Consider the following 17452-nt stretch of genomic DNA (forward strand, 5'->3'; position numbering starts at 1 on the left):
CTTCAGTCAGACCCCGCTGCAGTGCCGGATGCGGCTATCGTCTCCAGCCTCTCGCGGCATTTCTGCTCGGCCAGTTCGTCGATACGTTTGAGGAAATGCGCCACCGCCGCCTTGTAATCTTCCGTATCGGTTTCATCCTCGTCCATAAGCGCCTGCCGCTCCTCCGCCAGCACCCTTTGCAGGGCGTCGATCCGTTCCAGCGTGCGAACGATGAGCGACAGCTGATCCGTTGCGATTTTCACATCGGCGCGCGCCTGCTTGGCATCCGTATCGTCACTGCCCGGCAAGAGCCCCGCCTCGCTCGCTTCACGCAGATTGCGGTACATCGAGAATTGCTCGCGCATCTCCACCGTCAGCTCGTTCAGCAATTGCCGCAGACTGCCGTTGCGCGCCGCATCCTCTGGGGCCAGCCTGTCGGCCCGCGATTTGGTTTCGGGCGCGGCTTCCGGCATGTCCTCACCGGGATAGACAGGCCTGTCCGGCCAGGCTCCGTAGAGCGCCGGGTCGCAGTTGTGAGAGCGTGTCATGGGATTGGCCTGCGGAGAAATAAGATGGACAGGGGATGGGTGCAAAGCGGTTTATCCAGCACCCTCTTCCCTGTGCTTGTCACAGGAATGAGGGAAGCGTGTAAAACTCTCTGTCAGCCGCAAATCTCCGACCGTAACCAAACACTATCAAACCACCGTCACGCTGTAAAGGATTATTTTCCTATTATCGTGATTTTTATCCTGACGCCGGCATTTGCACCCTGGCCCGCCACATATTACACTCGCGCCGCAAGCGGTGGACAGAAGGGGCAAGTCAAGTTGGTAAAACAATGGGTTGAGCGGTTGTTTGCGGGTCTTTCGGCAACCGGCATCGTCTTCGGCACGGTTCTCTTCTGCGCTTCACTCACGCCCTCGCTGCTGCCGCGCACATGGCTGATGCAGGGCGTTCTGTGCGGTTTTTCCTTCGCGATCGGTTATCTGATCGGCGTCGCCTTGCACGCCATCTGGGCCTATCTGGAGCTGCCCGAACCCTCGCGCCACAATGCCCGCGGCGTTCGGTTTCTCATCGCCCTTGCCGCTGCCATCACGGCGATTGCGTTCCTCTGGCAGGCGAAGGACTGGCAGAATTCCATTCGCGTGCTGATGGAGCTCGATCCGCTACCGAGCGCCCATCCCACCAAGACCGGCGGCCTTGCCGTGCTGGTTGCGGCCCTGCTCATCGGCGCCGGCCGGCTTTTCCAGCTGATCCGCCGGTTCTTTGCCGCACGCAGCCAGCATTTCCTGCCGCGCCGGCTCGCCAATGTTCTCGGCATCACCGCCGCCATCGTGCTGTCATGGATGCTGCTCAACGGGCTGATTTTCGATATCGGCCTCAGATTTGCCGATTCCTCGCTGAAACAGGTAGATTCGCTGATCGAGCCAGATGTGCCGCGCCCGTCCGATCCGCTGAAAACCGGCAGCAGCGCCTCATTGATGACATGGGAGTCGCTCGGTCGACGCGGGCGGGAATTCGTAGCGGAAGGACCCGCCGGCACGCAGATTTCCACCTTCACCCATCGCCCCGCCAAGGAGCCGCTGAGGGTCTATGCGGGCCTGAATTCCGCCTCCACACCCGAAGAGCGGGCCTCCCTTGCGCTGGAGGAGCTGAAGCGGGTCGGCGGTTTCGAGCGCAAGGTGCTGCTCGTCGTCATCCCCACCGGCACCGGCTGGATCGACCCGGAGGCGCTTGATACGGTGGAATATCTGCACGATGGCGATATCGCCAGTGTCGCCGTGCAATATTCCTATCTCTCCAGCTGGATCGCGCTGCTGACCGAACCGGATTACGGCGTCGAGACGGCACGCGCCCTGTTCGAAGCCGTTTATGGTTACTGGACCACATTACCGAAGGAGACGCGGCCGAAGCTCTACCTGCATGGCCTCAGCCTCGGTTCGCTCAATTCGCAGAAGTCCTCTGATCTCTATGATGTGCTGTCCGACCCGTTCCAGGGCGCTTTGTGGAGCGGCCCGCCCTTTTCCAGCCCCACCTGGCGCATGGCCACCAATGGCCGGGTGAAGGACACGCCGGAGTGGCTGCCACGTTTCCGCGATTCCTCCGTCATCCGCTTCGCCAACCAATATACGACAGCCCATATGCCGGGTGTGAACTGGGGGCCGATGCGGATCGTCTATCTGCAATATGCGAGCGACCCCATCACCTTCTTCGAGGCCGCCTCGCTTTACCGGCGGCCGCAATGGATGGTGCATCACGGCCCTGACGTTTCCACGTCCTTCCGCTGGTTCCCGGTCGTCACCCTGCTGCAGCTCGGTCTCGATGTCGCCGCCGCCACCACCGCGCCGATGGGGTATGGCCATGTCTATGCGCCGGAGCACTATATCGATGCGTGGATGGAAGTGACCCAGCCTCAGGGCTGGAATGCGGAGGATATCCAGCGGCTGAAGATGCTCTTCAAGGCCCGCCGCGGCTCCACCGATCCGGCGTAAGCGCGGCGGGCCTGCTTTGAGCCTCAGCCCTTCAGCAGGTCCAGATTGTCGGCGACATAGGTTTCGAGCGAACGCGGGGCGCGGCCAGCCAGCGTTTCCACGTCGCCGGTCACCACGGCCGTCCAGCCTTCACGCACGGGATAGAAGATCGAGGCGAGGAAGGAAGCGTAATCCTGAGGCACACCGGCGCCGGTGAGGATGCCGATGAAGACTTCATCCGAAACGGCGCTGTAAGACACTGGCTTGCCGATCGCCTGCGAGATCAGCGCGGCCGCCTCGGCGTAACCGAAGGCCTTCGGGCCTGTGAGGTTGAAGGCCTTGCCGTTGAAGGCGTCAGAGGTGAGCGCCGCGGCAGCACTGTCGGCGATGTCACGCACATCGATGAAGCTCGACTTGCCCTCGCCAGCAGGCACGGCGATCTGACCGTGTTCGATGCCAGCCTTCCAATAGCTGTGGAAATTATCGGCAAACCAGTTGGGGCGCAGGATGACGTAAGGCGTGCCGGACGCGATGATCTTCAGTTCGATCTGGCGATAGGGAATGGAATCATCGGCATCTACACCCAGCACGCTGAGGAACACGATCTTCACCTTGCGGCGCGCGGCCTCTTCAACAACGGGGGTCAGCGCATCGATCGCATCGAGACGCCCGCCGGCAAGGATCAGGAACAGACGGTCCACGCCTTCGAATGCATCGGCGTAAGTGGTGTGGTCGGTATAATCGAAGCGCACGCCTGCCGCGCCATTCGTCGCGATGCCGGTGCGCGAAGCCGCCTTGACGCTTTCACCCTTGGCCACCAGCGCCTTGACCAGCGGCGTGCCGATGGTGCCTGTCGAACCGATTACGAGTATCTTGCCTGTCATCTCAAATCTCCTTAGTATCTAATGGAAACCATGTTTCGAAAACACAGATACTGCGTGATCGAAATCATGAAAAGAGAGCACTTTTCGGTTATCTGGTTTCCTCGTGGAAACCGGCAAGACCCTGAAAGCACGGAACAAACCGATGGAACGCATCTATGACGTCTATGAGGATCGCTGCCCCACCCGCATGGTGCTGGACAGGATCGCCGACAAATGGGCGCTGCTGATACTCGACAAACTGCGGGTGGATGCGGTGCGCTTTAACGTGCTGCGGCGGGAGATCAAGGGCATTTCGCAGAAGGTCCTGTCGCAGACGCTGAAGAAGCTCGAACGGGACGGGCTGATTTCACGGCAGGCCTTTCCGACCGTGCCGGTAACGGTCGAATATTCACTGACGCCGCTGGGGCGGACGCTGACCGAAACGGTGGCGGCGCTTGCCCATTGGGCGGAAGGCAATATCGATGCGGTGATGGCGGCGCAGAGGGCTTATGATGAGCGGGCGGTGGTTTAGTCCGCGGCAGCCCCCTACTCCCCACCATCCCCTACCGCGAAATCCGCGTCGATAGAATAATCGACGACAGCGTGCGCTCCACCCCATCCAGCGCGCCGATGCGGTCGATCAGCCGGTCGAGATCGAGGATCGAGGGTGCGGCCAGAATGGCGATGAGATCGAAGGTGCCGCTCACCGAATGCAGCGTCGTCACCTCCTTGATGGCGGTGAGCGCCGCCGTTACCGCCGGCAGCGCCTTCGGGCCGATGGTGATCAGCACATGGGCACGCACCAGCCCGGAAAGATAACTTTCCGAAAGCCTTAAACCATAACCCGCAATCACACCGTCAGCCTCAAGCCGCTCGATTCGCGCCTGCACCGTGGTGCGAGAAAGGCCGAGCCGGCGCGCCAGTTCCGCCACCGGCATGCGGGCATTTTCGGAAAGCAGGGCAAGCAGCGCCCGGTCCTTGTCGGCGATCGTCATAGTGATCAATCCTGTCGTCTAACTGTCCAATAATAGACCACTATTTGCACATAGTGAAGCTGCGAATCGTCAATAAAAGCTGGCATTCTGTCTTTGAAGCGCATTCGTTGCGCAGACACATGCGAATTTACTGCGGGGAACAAAAACATGAAAAACATTGTCGTCATCGGTGCGGGCAATATCGGTTCGGCCATTGCCTGGATGCTGGCCGCCACCGGCGATTATCGCATCACCGTCGCCGACCGTTCGACCGATCAGCTGGCCAATGTGCCGGCGCATGAGCGCGTCGACACCGAGATCGTCGACATCACCGACCGTCCGGCGCTCGAAGCACTGCTGAAAGGCAAGTTCGCCGTGCTCTCCGCCGCCCCCTTCCATCTGACGGCCGGCATTGCAGAGGCGGCGGTCGCGGTTGGTACCCATTATCTCGATCTGACCGAAGACGTGGAATCCACCCGCAAGGTCAAGGCCTTGGCGGAAACGGCCGAGACCGCGCTCATCCCGCAATGCGGCCTCGCCCCCGGTTTCATCTCCATCGTGGCCGCCGATCTCGCCGCCCGCTTCGACAAGCTGGACAGCGTGAGGATGCGTGTCGGCGCGCTGCCGCAATATCCCTCCAATGCGCTGAACTACAACCTCACCTGGAGCACGGACGGGCTGATCAACGAATATATCGAACCCTGCGAAGCCATCGTCGAAGGCCGTCTCACCGCCGTTCCTGCCCTTGAGGAACGCGAGGAATTTTCGCTCGACGGCGTCACTTATGAGGCATTCAACACCTCGGGCGGCCTCGGCACGCTCTGCGCCACGCTGGAAGGCAAGGTGCGGACCATGAATTACCGCACCATCCGTTACCCCGGCCACGTAGCAATCATGAAGGCGCTTTTAAACGACCTCAACCTGCGCAACCGCCGCGACGTGCTGAAGGACCTGTTCGAAAACGCCCTGCCCGGCACCATGCAGGATGTGGTCATCGTTTTCGTCACCGTCTGCGGCACCCGCAACGGCCGTTTCCTGCAGGAAACCTATGCCAACAAGGTCTATGCCGGCCCGGTTTCCGGCCGCATGATGAGCGCCATCCAGATCACCACCGCCGCCGGCATCTGCACGGTTCTCGACCTTCTGGCCGAAGGTGCCCTGCCGCAGAAGGGCTTCGTGCGGCAGGAGGAAGTGGCCCTGCCGAAATTCCTCGAAAACCGGTTTGGCCGTTATTATGGCTCGCATGAACCGCTGGCCCGGGTGGGCTAATTCAAGGATATCCATCGGGGCGGCCGCTGATGCGGCCGCAACCGGCCTGCCTTATGGAAGAAGCGCCCACTGCAATGCGCTAGGGGGCGCAGAACATCTGGCTGTCGAAGGCGTTCGAACCTGAACGGAAGCGCACCGCCACGACGTTCTTCGAACCGTCTGCGTCCGTTTGCAGCACCGCACGGACCTGCCCGGCCTCCGTGGGCGTCTCAATCTGGCTATAGCTCACGAGACCGGGCACAATATCCACCTTCTCCACGTACCCTGCTATCTCAAAGCTGTAAGGCACATCTGCCGAGATGAATTGCAGATTCACGACCTCGCCCGCGGGCAAGGTGATTTTATCGCCAATGGCGCACTGCATTGAAGGATTGTCTCCAGGACGCTCGCCCGGCTTGTGATATTGGAGCGTGAGCGCCCCTTTTTCGGCCGTCATCAAGATGGTCAGGTCACCATGGCCGGCATCCGCAGACGCCAGATTTGGCGACGCAGCGGTCATGGTCAGGCCAAGCAGGAAAACAAGCTTTGATGCGTCATTCATTCTTCATGGCCCCTGATACCCCTTGCCCCACCCCGCTCGTTCCAGCGCTGTGGATCGGCTTTTCGCTTACGTCCCGCAAAACGTCCTGAACACCCGCTCATGGCTCATCGGCGGCTGCATGTAGACGAAATTATCCGGCCGCTCTTCGAAGGGTTTCGCGGTTGCCGCCAGCATGGCATGGAACGGTTCGAAATCACCCTCCTCCACCGCCGCCTCGATCAGCTCCTCGATACGGTGATTGCGCGGAATGATGGCCGGATTGACGGCCAGCATCTCCCGTGACCTTTCGGCATCGGATATCCCTTCCCGCCCGGCCCTTTCCCGCCAGCGGGCCAGAAATTCATCCGCCCCGGCAATATCGATGAACATGCCGCGGAACGGCTCGGCATCGCCATTGGCCGCATGGGAAAGACGCCGGAAGGTCAGCGTATAATCCGCCTCCGATGCCTGCATCAGCGAAAGAAGCGCCTGCACCAGATCGACATCGCCCTCTTCCTCCTGCCTCAGGCCGAGTTTTTCGCGCATGCCGGTAAGCCAGCGTTTCGGGAAATCGGCGGCGAAATCGGCGAGCACGGCATTGGCGCGTTCCGCAGCCTTCTCCACCTCCGGGTCGAGCAGCGGCAACAGGCATTCCGCCAGCCTTGCGATGTTCCACTGGGCAATGCCCGGCTGGTTGTTGAAGGCATAACGGCCCTGTGCATCGATGGACGAGAACACCTTGTTCGGATGGTATTCGTCGAGAAAGGCGCAGGGACCGAAATCGATGGTCTCGCCGGAGACAGCCATATTGTCGGTATTCATCACCCCATGAATGAAGCCCACCATCATCCAGCGGGCGATAAGCTCGCATTGCCGCGCAGCGACCCCCTGCAACAGGGTGAGATAGGGATTATCGGCGTCTTTCGCCTCGGCATAGTGGCGGTCGATGACGTAATCAGCAAGGTTCCTGATCGCCTCGTCGTCTTCGCGGGCGGCGAAGAACTGGAAGGTGCCGACGCGGATATGGCTTGCCGCCACGCGGGTGAAAACGCCGCCCGGCAGGCCCACTTCCCGCTGCACCCTTTCACCCGTCAGCACCGCCGCCAGTGCCCGCGTGGCGGGAATGCCGAGCGCATTCATCGCTTCCGAAACGATATATTCGCGCAGCACCGGGCCGAGTGCGGCGCGCCCATCGCCCCTGCGCGAAAACGGTGTGGGGCCGGAGCCTTTAAGCTGGATATCCCGCCGTTTGCCGTTCCTGTCGATCACCTCGCCGAGAAGAATGGCGCGGCCATCACCGAGCTGCGGCACGAAACCGCCGAACTGGTGGCCGGCATAGGCCATGGCCAGCGGCTCGGCCCCCTGCGGCACGACATTGCCGGAAAAGATCGCCGCCAGCCTGTCATCGTCAAGGCCCGAAACATCGAGAAGGAGCTCATCCGCCAGCGCGCGGTTGAAGGCAATGAGGCGCGGCGCCTTCACCGGCGTCGGCAGCACGGCGGCACTGAAACGCTCCGGCAGGCGGGCATAGGAATTGTCGAATTTCATCACGGGTAAACTCCCTGCTTTTGCCTGATATGGCGGTTTTTACGCCGGGTTGCGAGAGTGCCTTCGGCAAATTCGACAGGCCATATCGGACTTTAGTGAAATTCAGTTTGAACTGGGGATACCTTTATCCCTACATAGGCACGGTAATCAGCCCCATACCGCAGGATGAATTAGTGCCGCATTTCCCCGATGACGATAGTGAAATGGGCAAAGCCATCCGGCTTTTCGACTGGGCATCAACGGCGGCGGGACCGGTGGAAACATGGCCCGTTGCGCTGAAGACAACGGTGCGGACGATCCTGAAGCAGGGCCATGCCATCTGCCTGTTCTGGGGGCCGGATCTCAACATCATCTACAATGACGCCTACCGGCCGTTTCTCGGGCTGAAGGAACGGGACGCCCTCGGCAAACCGTTTCACATCATCTGGTCGGATGTCTGGGACGACGTGAAACCCTTTGTGGATGAAGCGCTTTCCGGCAGAGGCACCTTTGCCGAAGACCTGCATCTGGTCATGGACCGCAACGGTTTTCCGGAAGATACCTATTGGACCTTCTCCTACAGCCCGCTTTATGACGATGACGGCAATATCGCCGGGTTGATCAACATCACGGTGGAGACGACGGCAACGGTGGAAGGCCGCAAACGGGAAGAGGTGCTGCGCCGCGAACTCGTCCACCGGGTGAAGAATACCATGGCGATCACCACCGCCGTCGTCAGCGCCACCATGCGCCATTCCCAAACACTGGAAGAGGCGCGCGACACCATCAAGAGGCGCATCGCCGCCCTCGGCAACGCCCAGAACTTCATGCATGCTTCCGGCAAGGGCACCGGCATCACCAGCCTCGTCTGCGATTCCGTTTATCCGCATCTCGACGACCGGGCGCGGGTGACGATTTCCGGCCCGGAGATGGACATCGCTCCGCAGCAGGCGCTCGGCCTGTCTCTCGCGGTCTACGAACTCGCCACCAATGCCCTGAAATATGGCGCGCTTTCCAATGAAAACGGCAGGGTCGAAATCGCCTGGATGCTGGGTGAGAATAACCGTTTCGAACTGCGCTGGCGCGAAACCGGCGGACCGCCCGTCCGGCCGCCGACACGCACGGGTTTCGGCTCGCGCCTCACCAACCAGATCGTCGCGGCTTATTTTTCCGGTGAGGGCCGCACCTTCTACCATCCGGGCGGGCTGGTGTTCGAGCTGGACGGCAAATACGAAACGGCGGCACGGGAACAGGCCGGCGGTTGAACTTTCTTTCGTCCCATTCGTTGCGTTTTCTGAACCAGAATAGCCGCAACGAAAGGAACGGGAATGACCGTCGTTGAAGCCGTAAGCGCCGAGCCGGAAAGCGCCATCCGCACCCTCCACACCGACCTGCCGGTCAACGCCACCTTCCATGTGTGGCTGAAGGCGAAAAAAGACGGCGAACCCGGCGCCGTGTCCTTCTCCAACCAGAACGGAAAATTCGCCGAAGTTTCAAGCGTCAACACCGAAGAGTTCAGTTTTCGAATCTATCAGGTCTTCGGTGGCGGCCATGTGGAGCTGAGCTACGACACGGTGACCACCGCCGTTTCCGTCATCTACTGGTTTACCGCTTCGGACGTGCTGGAAACCGGCATCACCGTCGTCCACACCAAGCCCGACAATGCCGCACCCGAACTGCCGGGCAGCTATCACTTCCGCCCGCCCTTCGGCTGGATGAACGACCCGAACGGTTTTGGCCGTTTCGAGGGCCGGCCGCATCTGTTCTATCAGCATTATTCACACGGGCTGCGCTGGAACACCATGCATTGGGGCCATGCGGTCTCTTCGGATTATCTGCGCTGGCGGCATCTGCCGATTTTCCTCTTCCCCTCCGAGGATCTGACGACGCGGCCGGACAAACGCGGTGGCGCCTATTCCGGCTCGACCATTCCGCTGGTGGAGGGTTCCGGCATCCGCGTCTTTTTCACCGAACAGGTGCAGGACCGCATTCCCGAAGCACAGATTCAGCTCACCGCCACCTCCTCCGATCTCATCATGGCCGGGCAGGCCGAGGTCATTCTGGGCCAGCGCCCGGACGGACAGGGACTGACGCCCGATTTTCGCGATCCGCATGTCTTTCGTGGTCCTGACGGGTTGTGGAAGATGGTGCTTGGCAGCCAGAGCGATGGCGGCGGCGTCATCCTGCTTTACGAAACGCTGGACCCCACCGCCGCCTCCGGCTGGACCTATGTGGGCAAGCTGTGGGTGGAAACGCGCTACAGGACGACCGCCATCGAATGCCCCTGTCTGTTGCCGCTCGATGGCCCTGCCAATGCCCGCTCCACCCGCTGGGTGCTGATCTACGGGCTGATGCATTCGGAAGACCCGGAGACCGGCCGCAAGAACCTGACCATGGCCGATGTCGGCTGGTTCGACGGCAAGATCTTCACTAAGGAATTTGGCCAGGAACTGGATTTCGGCACCGACAATTACGCCTTTCAGGCCTTTCTCGATGGCGACAGCATCGTCGGCATCGGCTGGCTGGCAAACTGGGCGGATGCCAATCCCGAAATCGATTTCCCCACCTCCATGACCCTGCCGCGCCGGATTCACTACGCCAATGGCGAACTCCTGACCCCGCCGATCGGCGCGGCGGAAAGCCTGCGCAGCCATATTCTCGACCGCACGCGGCTGGCCGCCGGCGAGCGCGTCACCTTCATCAACGGTGCGGTGGAAATATTGATCGAGCTTGCCTCACCCGGCGCCGCGTTCGAGCTGGCGCTCGATCACCCGACGGTCAGGCTCGGTCTCGTTTCCGATGAAACCGGCCTGTGGATCCGCCACGAGGATGGGCGCGAAGGCCCCTCGCCGCATTATATCGCCAGGGGCGCAAGGGCATCCCGCATCCGCATCTTCCTGGATTACGGCTCGCTTGAGGTCTTCGCCGATCGCGGCCGTTATGTCGGCACGAAACGCATCGAAGGTTTCGAACCGGTGCGCTCGGCGCTGCTTCGCGCCGACCCCGGGGCGGTGGTGCATGCCACCAGTTGGGCGCTGAAACCGTGAGGAACCTTTTGACGGACTGGGCGGTTGATAGACCGAAACCGCCCAATCCACGGATAAGGAGAAACGGCATGACCAAAATCCGCGATACCAGCGATCCGATCCTGTTTCCGACCGAAGCCAACGAAAACAAGGCGGAAAAGAAACGGGCCGGCAAGGGCATCATCATCATTATCGGCGCGATCGCCATCATGGCCTTCGTCGTTTATCTGGCGGCGATCACCATCGCCACCACCCAATCGTGACGGCGCGGGCGAGCGGCCTATCGGCGCGCGCCCCGCAAGCCCCTCGCGGTGATGATCGCCAGCAGCGACACGGCGACACCCAGCCCATAAAGATAAAGCATCGGCATCGTCACATCCGCACGGTCGATCTGCACGACAAGATCGGTCGCGGCGGCGACGGTGCCGCTGGCGCCCGCACCCGCCGCAGCACCGAGGGTCGCGACCGTGGGCAGCAATGCGCCGGTCATCTTGCGCTCCTCTTCCGGGGCAGCTTCCATGGCCGCCTGGCTGATGCCGGCCCAAGACATACCGAAGGCAGACCCTATCAGGATTTGCCCAAGCAGCATCTCTCCCCAGTTGCCCGTCGCAAGCCCGAGCCCAAGCATGACGCAGCCCGGCACCATCTGGTAGGGGCCGTAATGCAGGCAGATTTCCCGCAGCCGGTTTGAGCGCAGGCTGCCGATCAGCATCGCCACGAAACTCCAGGCGAGCGGCATGGTGACGACGATGAAACCGGCAAAGGTCGGCTCATGCTGCCAGAGATTGATGGCGACATAAGCAAGATAGACACTGCCCAGTGCATGGGCATAGGACATCAGGAACAGCACCCAGAAGCCGCTGCCGAGCACCGTTTTCAGCCGGAAGGAATCCTTCGGGAACAGGCCGGAGGAAGGCTGGATACCTGCCCGCAGGGAAGCCCATAACAACGCCGCACCCGCAAGCAGGGAGATCGCCCGCAGGCTCGCATCCTCAAAGGCCGAAGGCGCGGAAAAGGCCAGTGCGCCGACAAGGCAGAGCAGCAGCGGCACCAGCGGCTTGCGCGTGGCCGCCACCGGCCGCTCGGCGGAAACGGCAACCACCGTATAGACCAGCAGCAGCAGGATCAGCGGCGCCGAGAGCAGGAAGGTGGCGCGCCAGGAGATGTGCTGGGTGGCGAAACCGCCGGTCAGCGGGCCGATGAAGGAGGCCACCGCCCAGATCGCCGCCTCGATGGCAAAGACCTTCGGCAACAGGCCGGAGCGGAAGCCTGCGGGAATGAGGCTGTAACACACCGCCACGATCAGCCCGTCCGCCACCCCCTGCAACGCCCGGCCGACGACGACCCATAAAAAATCGCCGGCAATTGCCGAAAGAACCGAGCCGAAGGAAAAGATGAGGCAGCACAGAAGCAGGACGGCGCGGGCGCCAAAGCGTTCACGAAACAGCACGGCGGTGACGCCGCCGGCCACGGAACCGACGAAATAGAGACTATAGGCCCAGCTATAAAAACCCGCACCGCCGATTTCATTGACGGCGACGGGCAATGCCGTCACCACCGCGAACTGATTAAAGGCGTGCAGACCTATACCGGAGGAGATGACGGTCAGAAGCGAGAGGTTAGCCCCGCTCAGCAATTCGCCCCAGCCGTTTTTCTCCACCATTTCCATACTCGACAAAGCCGTATCCTTTCCATTTTTGCGATACGGCGGGCAAACTAGAACCTCAAGCGCCATTGAGGTCAAGCGGGCTTTTTTCATCCGATCCGGACTGAATGAATGAGCGGCGGCAGGAACCCTCTGCCTTACCGACCGTTTGCCGGGTGAACCGATAGAAAGGATACCGCCATGGACCGCAACAAGATCATACCCCGCAATGAAGACGCCATGGACGAAGATCTGCTCGATCTCGACATCGACGCCCTTCCCGCCAAGGGCGAAATTCCGCAAACCATCGAACAGGAAATTGAGGAAGAAGAGGCCGAAACCGAGGACGACCCCTATCAGGAAAGCGACGAAGCTCTTCCCGATGACGCGGAGGAGCGAGTGATCAACCGCAATCCCTCGCGCGAGGGTGGAGCGTTCGACGAGGTTTAATCGCTTGGCTGGCCGGATACGAGGCGCTTCAGCATATGCCGCTGATGATCCTGCCCACCGAAGAAGACGGCGAGAATGCGCAACGTTTTCTCGCCTTCAACAACATCGAAATAAAAGATCGCCTGATTTTTTGTGACCCGACGAAGGCCGGGCAACAATTCGGGCATCAATGTACCCTGAAACGGCGCTTTGCCGAGGAGTTGCATATCCGCCTCGATGGCGCCGATGCGCAGGACAGCCCGCTCGAAAGCGTCCGGCAGGGTGTCGCCAAGGTCGCGATAGGATTGAACGAGATGGTCGAGAATGAGGCCAAGGTCCTGATCCGTCTGCGCCGAACGCAGGACCTTAAAGGCCATAGCTGGCCTTCCTGGCTGCTATCATCGCCGCAGTTCTGTCCTTGCCGTCATTAAGCGAGACGAACTCCCCCTTATCCCGCTCGCCCAGCAGGTCGCGAAGCGCGGCAAGCTCCGCATCCTTTACTTCGGTTTCCTGACGAAGCAGATCCAGACCGCGCTGCACGACAGCGCTAAGACTGGCATAACGCCCCTCCTCCACCAGCCTGCGGGCGAAGCTGTCCTGCTGATCGGAAATGGACACTGATGCCTTGACGGACATTGGGGGCTCTGCCTTCGAAGGAAAGATAATGCTACTCAGTAGCACATCTTTCCTCCTCATTCCAGCGACGAGATGCGTCAGCCCGCCCGTTCCGGCGAATAACCGGCTTCGCGGATCGCCTCCTCCGCGGTTGCGGCATCACCCGTTACCGTGAGCCTGTGGGTGGAAAGGTCGATATTGACGGCGGCGTCCGGGAGCACGTCGGCGAGAGCGCCGCGCAGGGTCTTTTCGCAATGGCCGCAGGTCATGTCCGGGATCAGGAAGGTGGTTGCACTCATGGTTTTCTCCTTTTGGCCGACGCCGCTATTTTCGCGCCGGCTGTCAATGAATTCAGTGGGTTCTGGCGGGCTTGCCGTCTGTCTTGTCGGCACCCGCGAGATCATCGAGGATGGGGCAATCGGGCCGGTGGTCGCCGCCGCAACAATGAGCGAGATGGGAGAGCGTCTTCACCATGCTCTTCATCTCGGCGATCTTCTTCTCTAGATCGGCGATGTGGACGAGCGCGATTTCCTTCACCGCCGAACTCTCGCGGCTCTTGTCCTGCCAGAGCTTCAGCAGCGTCTCGGTTTCCTCCAGTGAGAAACCGAGGGTGCGCGCCCGCTTGATGAAGCGCAGATTGTGCACATCCTGCTCGCCATAGACCCGATAATTATTGCCGGTGCGGGCGGCAGGCGTGATGAGGCCGATCTGCTCGTAATACCGGATCATCTTGGCGGAAACGCCCGATGCTTCCGATGCCTGGCCGATATTCACGACGTCACCTCCCGATGGGCCACCTTCGCCCGTTTCAACCGCAGCGCATTGGCAAGAACGAAGACGCTGGAGAGCGCCATGGCGCCCGCGCCGATCATCGGCGACAGTGTGATGCCGAAGGCGGGATAAAGCACGCCTGCCGCAACCGGTATCAGTGCCACGTTGTAACCGAAAGCCCAGAACAGGTTTTCCTTGATGTTGCGAATGGTCGCACGGCTCATCTCGATGGCATTGACCGCACCCAGAAGATCGCCGCCGACCAGCACCACATCAGCGCTTTCGATGGCGACATCCGTGCCGGTGCCGACAGCAATGCCGATATCGGCCTCGGCGAGCGCCGGCGCGTCATTGATGCCATCGCCCACAAAGGCCAGCACCTTGCCGCCGGCGCGCATCTCGTGGATCGCCTTCACCTTGCCCTCGGGCAGCACTTCGGCCACCACGCGGGAAATGCCAACCTGCCGGGCAATGGCGTTCGCCGTGCGTTCATTGTCGCCCGTCACCATCGCCACTTCGATGCCCATCGCCTGCAACGCCTTGATGGCGGTAACGCTCGAAGGTTTCAGCGGATCGGCAACGGCAATCGCGGCCGCCAGCCTGCCGTCAATGGCGGCATAAAGCGGCGTCTTGCCTTCGTCTCCCAGCCTTGCGGCGGCTTCAGCGAAGATACCCACGGAATGGCCGAGTTTCGCCATGTAACGATCCGCGCCGACTTCGACCTTGCGGCCATTGACGGTTGCGGCGATGCCGTAACCCGTCACGCTTTCGAAGTTTTCGACAGTCGGGGGTTCAAGTCCCTCTCCCGCTACCAATCCCCGATCTTCCGCAGCCCGGACGATGGCCTCCGCGATCGGATGTTCCGAACGGCCTTCGACGGCAGCGACCAGCGCCAGAACCTCATTATCGGCAAACCCTTCCGCAACCACCAGATCGGTCAGTTCCGGGCGACCCTTGGTCACCGTGCCGGTCTTGTCGACCACGACGATCTGTGCCGAGCGCAGTTCCTGCAGGGCCTGTCCCTTGCGGAACAGCACGCCCAGCTCCGCCGCCCTTCCGGTGCCGACCATGATGGATGTCGGCGTGGCGAGACCCATGGCGCAGGGGCAGGCGATGATGAGCACCGCGACCGCATTGACCAGCGCGAATGTATAGGCAGGCTCAGGGCCGAAGATCGCCCAGACGATGAAGGTCAGCACCGCAATCGCGATGACGACGGGCACGAAGAGCGCGGTAACACGGTCCACCAGCAGCTGGATCGGCAGCTTGGAGCCTTGCGCCTCTTCCACCATGCGGATGATCTGCGACAGCATGGTATCCGCGCCGACCTTGGTTGCCTTGAACTTGAAGGCGCCGGTCTTGTTGATGGTGCCGCCGACAACGGTTGCGCCGACCGTCTTTTCCACCGGCACGGGCTCGCCCGATATCATCGATTCATCGACATAGGACGAGCCCTCGACGACTTCGCCATCCACCGCCAGCCTTTCGCCGGGACGGATGACGACGATATCGCCGGCCACCAGATCATCGGGGGAAATATCGATGGTGGCGCCGTCGCGCTCCACCCGGGCGGTCTTCGCCTGCAGGCTCATCAGCTTGCGGATGGCGTCTCCCGTGCGGCCGCTGGCGCGGGCTTCAAGAAGCCGCCCGGTGAGGATCAGCGTGACGATGACGGTTGCCGCTTCATAATAGACGAACTGCGCTTCTTCCGGCAGCAGGCCAGGCGCGAAGGTCGCCACTACGGAATAGAGATAGGCGGCCGTGACACCCAGCGCCACCAGCGAGTTCATTTCCGGCGCGCCGCGCAAGAGTGCCGGAAAACCGGTCTTGAGGAAGCGCAGGCCCGGTCCGAAAATCACCGCGGTCGCCAGCGCGAAATAGATGTAATAGAGGTTCTGGGTCTCGATGATACCCATCAACCAGTGATGCATCGGCTCATAGAGATGGCCGCCCATTTCCAGCACGAAAAGCGGCGCCGTCAGGATGGCGGCAATCGTCAGGTCACGCTTCAACGCGCCCTCCTCGCCGCCCTGCTGCATATGGTCATGGCCGCCACTTTCACCGGCCGGCATCTGGCCGTGGCCCTGATGGTGGCCATGGTGCTGGCTGTGATCGTGATGGGCGGAGTGGTCGTGCGGTTTCGGTGTCTTCAACGCAAAGCCGGCGAGCTTCGCCGTCTCGACCAGCGTATCCCGCTCACGCCGGCCACCGATGGTTTCCACGGTGACCTTGCCGGCCGCCGCGTCCACCTTCACGTCGACGGTGGTGGCGACGGCTTCCAGAACGGCCTTCAGCCGCGCGGCCTCCGCCTCACCGTGCAAGCCCTCGACTGCGAACTCCTGCCGCTCCGGCGCGATATCGTAACCGACCTTCTTGATGGCGGCGCCGAGCGTTCTCGCTGAGAATCCTTCGGCCGGCTCGACGGTAAGCTTCTTCGTGGCGAAGTTCACGGAGCTCGAAGCAACACCCGGCACCTTGGCCGCGGCGGTTTCCACACGACGCACGCAGGAGGCGCAAGTCATGCCCTCGACGGGCACGGAAACCGGTTGATTTGAATGGGCGTGTCTGACTGTCTCGTTCATGGGAAATCCCCTTTCGAGACCTTATGTAGGGCTTCCCATGATGGGAAGGTCAAGGTACGGCAAGTTTTTTGTTGAACACGGAATCGTGAGCATAGGCATCGACCATAAAAGCAGGAATTTGCACCTCTTATCGCTGCGATCGGACGACCGCGCGGTCGCTTTTCAGGCCGCCACTCGTCTGGCGAGATAAACCGTCGCCCCACCGCATTGCGGATCGTTGACGATGTGATCGAGGAGGCGGAAACCGTGTGCGACCAGCAGGCTTTCATAGTCTTCGCGCGCAAGGCTGGCGTGATAGAGCGGCCTGCCCTGAAAGGTGCCTATTGCTTCGCCTCGCCCCGGCCCGGCGGTGAACATCAGGGCCGCACCCTCATTGGCATGCTGGCGAAAGATACCGAACATCCGGTGCTGGTCCTCGGGGCTCAGGTGGAAAAAACTGTGCCAGGCAATCAGGCCATCGAAGCGGCGGCCAAGGGCCAGTTCGCGCATATCCGCGACCGCCCAGAGATTTTCCGGAAACCGGCTGCGGCAAAGTTGGATCAGGGGCAGCGATGCATCGATGCCCGTGACATCATAACCGTTGGCGATGAAATAGCCGGCAATCGGCTCGCCTGAACCGCAGCCGATATCGAGAATGGAGCCGCCGTCGGGCAAAAGCGAGGTGAACCTGTCCAGCCAGGGTCTTTCGGCAAGGGAACGACCGCGCTCCCTGTCGAAATCGGCGCCGTGGTCCGTATAGAGCCCGATGACATCGCGGGAGGCGTTCGACATATCCCGACAT

The 17452-nt window shown here is 61.3% G+C and carries 19 protein-coding genes; 7 read left to right on the forward strand and 12 right to left on the reverse strand.

From position 1 onward, the window contains the following. Positions 1 to 2: 2 nt before the first annotated feature. Positions 3 to 527 carry a hypothetical protein gene (locus tag QD336_RS03175; protein WP_499169319.1) on the reverse strand — a complete coding sequence of 175 codons (525 nt, stop codon included), beginning with the start codon at positions 525 to 527 and terminating at the stop codon, positions 3 to 5. 303 nt (positions 528 to 830) lie between these two features. Here QD336_RS03175 and QD336_RS03180 point away from each other — a divergent pair, with 303 nt between their 5' ends. Continuing rightward, positions 831 to 2471 carry an alpha/beta hydrolase gene (locus tag QD336_RS03180; RefSeq protein ID WP_499169675.1) on the forward strand — a complete coding sequence of 547 codons (1641 nt, stop codon included), beginning with the start codon at positions 831 to 833 and terminating at the stop codon, positions 2469 to 2471. Positions 2472 to 2494: 23 nt separating this feature from the next. On the opposite strand, the gene QD336_RS03185 is transcribed toward QD336_RS03180, so the two are convergent. Continuing rightward, positions 2495 to 3334: an SDR family oxidoreductase gene (locus tag QD336_RS03185; protein ID WP_499169320.1), complete on the reverse strand. Its 840-nt coding sequence runs from the start codon at positions 3332 to 3334 to the stop codon at positions 2495 to 2497. Positions 3335 to 3476: 142 nt separating this feature from the next. Between QD336_RS03185 and QD336_RS03190 the strand changes: the two genes are divergently transcribed. Then, on the forward strand, positions 3477 to 3845 hold the full coding sequence (locus QD336_RS03190; RefSeq protein WP_499169321.1) for a winged helix-turn-helix transcriptional regulator: 369 nt from the start codon (positions 3477 to 3479) through the stop codon (positions 3843 to 3845). A gap of 31 nt (positions 3846 to 3876) precedes the next feature. Here the strand turns inward: QD336_RS03190 and QD336_RS03195 are convergent, their stop codons facing one another. Continuing rightward, positions 3877 to 4308, reverse strand: a complete 432-nt coding sequence (locus tag QD336_RS03195; protein ID WP_269344247.1) for an Lrp/AsnC family transcriptional regulator — start codon at positions 4306 to 4308, stop codon at positions 3877 to 3879. A gap of 147 nt (positions 4309 to 4455) precedes the next feature. On the opposite strand from QD336_RS03195, the gene QD336_RS03200 reads away from it, so the two are divergent. Then, on the forward strand, positions 4456 to 5556 hold the full coding sequence (locus QD336_RS03200) for a saccharopine dehydrogenase family protein (RefSeq protein ID WP_269344249.1): 1101 nt from the start codon (positions 4456 to 4458) through the stop codon (positions 5554 to 5556). A 79-nt stretch (positions 5557 to 5635) separates the two neighbouring features. On the opposite strand, the gene QD336_RS03205 is transcribed toward QD336_RS03200, so the two are convergent. Further along, positions 5636 to 6097 carry a cupredoxin domain-containing protein gene (locus QD336_RS03205; protein ID WP_499169324.1) on the reverse strand — a complete coding sequence of 154 codons (462 nt, stop codon included), beginning with the start codon at positions 6095 to 6097 and terminating at the stop codon, positions 5636 to 5638. 66 nt (positions 6098 to 6163) lie between these two features. Then, positions 6164 to 7624, reverse strand: coding sequence for a protein adenylyltransferase SelO (locus tag QD336_RS03210; RefSeq protein ID WP_499169676.1), 1461 nt, complete (start codon positions 7622 to 7624; stop codon positions 6164 to 6166). Positions 7625 to 7827: 203 nt separating this feature from the next. On the opposite strand from QD336_RS03210, the gene QD336_RS03215 reads away from it, so the two are divergent. The 3 genes from QD336_RS03215 (at position 7828) to QD336_RS03225 (ending at position 10892) form a co-directional block, all read left to right on the forward strand. After that, positions 7828 to 8868 (forward strand): sensor histidine kinase, encoded by a 1041-nt coding sequence (locus QD336_RS03215; RefSeq protein ID WP_269344253.1) that lies wholly within the window; start codon positions 7828 to 7830, stop codon positions 8866 to 8868. A gap of 63 nt (positions 8869 to 8931) precedes the next feature. Further along, positions 8932 to 10650: a glycoside hydrolase family 32 protein gene (locus tag QD336_RS03220; protein WP_499169325.1), complete on the forward strand. Its 1719-nt coding sequence runs from the start codon at positions 8932 to 8934 to the stop codon at positions 10648 to 10650. 68 nt (positions 10651 to 10718) lie between these two features. Then, entirely contained in the window at positions 10719 to 10892 is a 174-nt protein-coding gene (locus QD336_RS03225) for a hypothetical protein (protein ID WP_080852464.1), read from the forward strand. 17 nt (positions 10893 to 10909) lie between these two features. On the opposite strand, the gene QD336_RS03230 is transcribed toward QD336_RS03225, so the two are convergent. After that, positions 10910 to 12298, reverse strand: coding sequence for an MFS transporter (locus QD336_RS03230; protein WP_499169677.1), 1389 nt, complete (start codon positions 12296 to 12298; stop codon positions 10910 to 10912). A gap of 177 nt (positions 12299 to 12475) precedes the next feature. Here QD336_RS03230 and QD336_RS03235 point away from each other — a divergent pair, with 177 nt between their 5' ends. Continuing rightward, positions 12476 to 12724 carry a hypothetical protein gene (locus QD336_RS03235; RefSeq protein ID WP_499169327.1) on the forward strand — a complete coding sequence of 83 codons (249 nt, stop codon included), beginning with the start codon at positions 12476 to 12478 and terminating at the stop codon, positions 12722 to 12724. Here the strand turns inward: QD336_RS03235 and QD336_RS03240 are convergent. The 6 genes from QD336_RS03240 to QD336_RS03265 form a co-directional block, all read right to left on the reverse strand. Continuing rightward, complete coding sequence (locus tag QD336_RS03240; RefSeq protein WP_499169329.1) at positions 12721 to 13080, reverse strand: type II toxin-antitoxin system RelE/ParE family toxin; 360 nt, start codon at positions 13078 to 13080, stop codon at positions 12721 to 12723. The two genes, QD336_RS03235 and QD336_RS03240, sit on opposite strands and share 4 nt — an antisense overlap. After that, a complete protein-coding gene (locus tag QD336_RS03245; RefSeq protein WP_499169331.1) occupies positions 13070 to 13339 on the reverse strand; it encodes a ribbon-helix-helix domain-containing protein in 270 nt (89 codons plus the stop codon). Before QD336_RS03245 ends, QD336_RS03240 begins: the two co-directional genes overlap by 11 nt. A gap of 77 nt (positions 13340 to 13416) precedes the next feature. Beyond that, positions 13417 to 13617, reverse strand: a complete 201-nt coding sequence (locus QD336_RS03250; protein WP_269344261.1) for a heavy-metal-associated domain-containing protein — start codon at positions 13615 to 13617, stop codon at positions 13417 to 13419. A 52-nt stretch (positions 13618 to 13669) separates the two neighbouring features. Further along, positions 13670 to 14092: a Cu(I)-responsive transcriptional regulator gene (gene cueR, locus QD336_RS03255; RefSeq protein ID WP_499169333.1), complete on the reverse strand. Its 423-nt coding sequence runs from the start codon at positions 14090 to 14092 to the stop codon at positions 13670 to 13672. Beyond that, positions 14089 to 16671 (reverse strand): heavy metal translocating P-type ATPase, encoded by a 2583-nt coding sequence (locus QD336_RS03260; protein WP_499169334.1) that lies wholly within the window; start codon positions 16669 to 16671, stop codon positions 14089 to 14091. The genes cueR and QD336_RS03260 overlap by 4 nt, the downstream gene beginning before the upstream one ends. Before the next feature lie 162 nt (positions 16672 to 16833). Further along, positions 16834 to 17442: a class I SAM-dependent DNA methyltransferase gene (locus tag QD336_RS03265; RefSeq protein ID WP_499169336.1), complete on the reverse strand. Its 609-nt coding sequence runs from the start codon at positions 17440 to 17442 to the stop codon at positions 16834 to 16836. Between the last annotated feature and the right edge of the window lie 10 nt (positions 17443 to 17452).

Source organism: Rhizobium sp. BR 250 (genome assembly GCF_047445855.1).
GTDB lineage: Bacteria > Pseudomonadota > Alphaproteobacteria > Rhizobiales > Rhizobiaceae > Agrobacterium > Agrobacterium tumefaciens_I.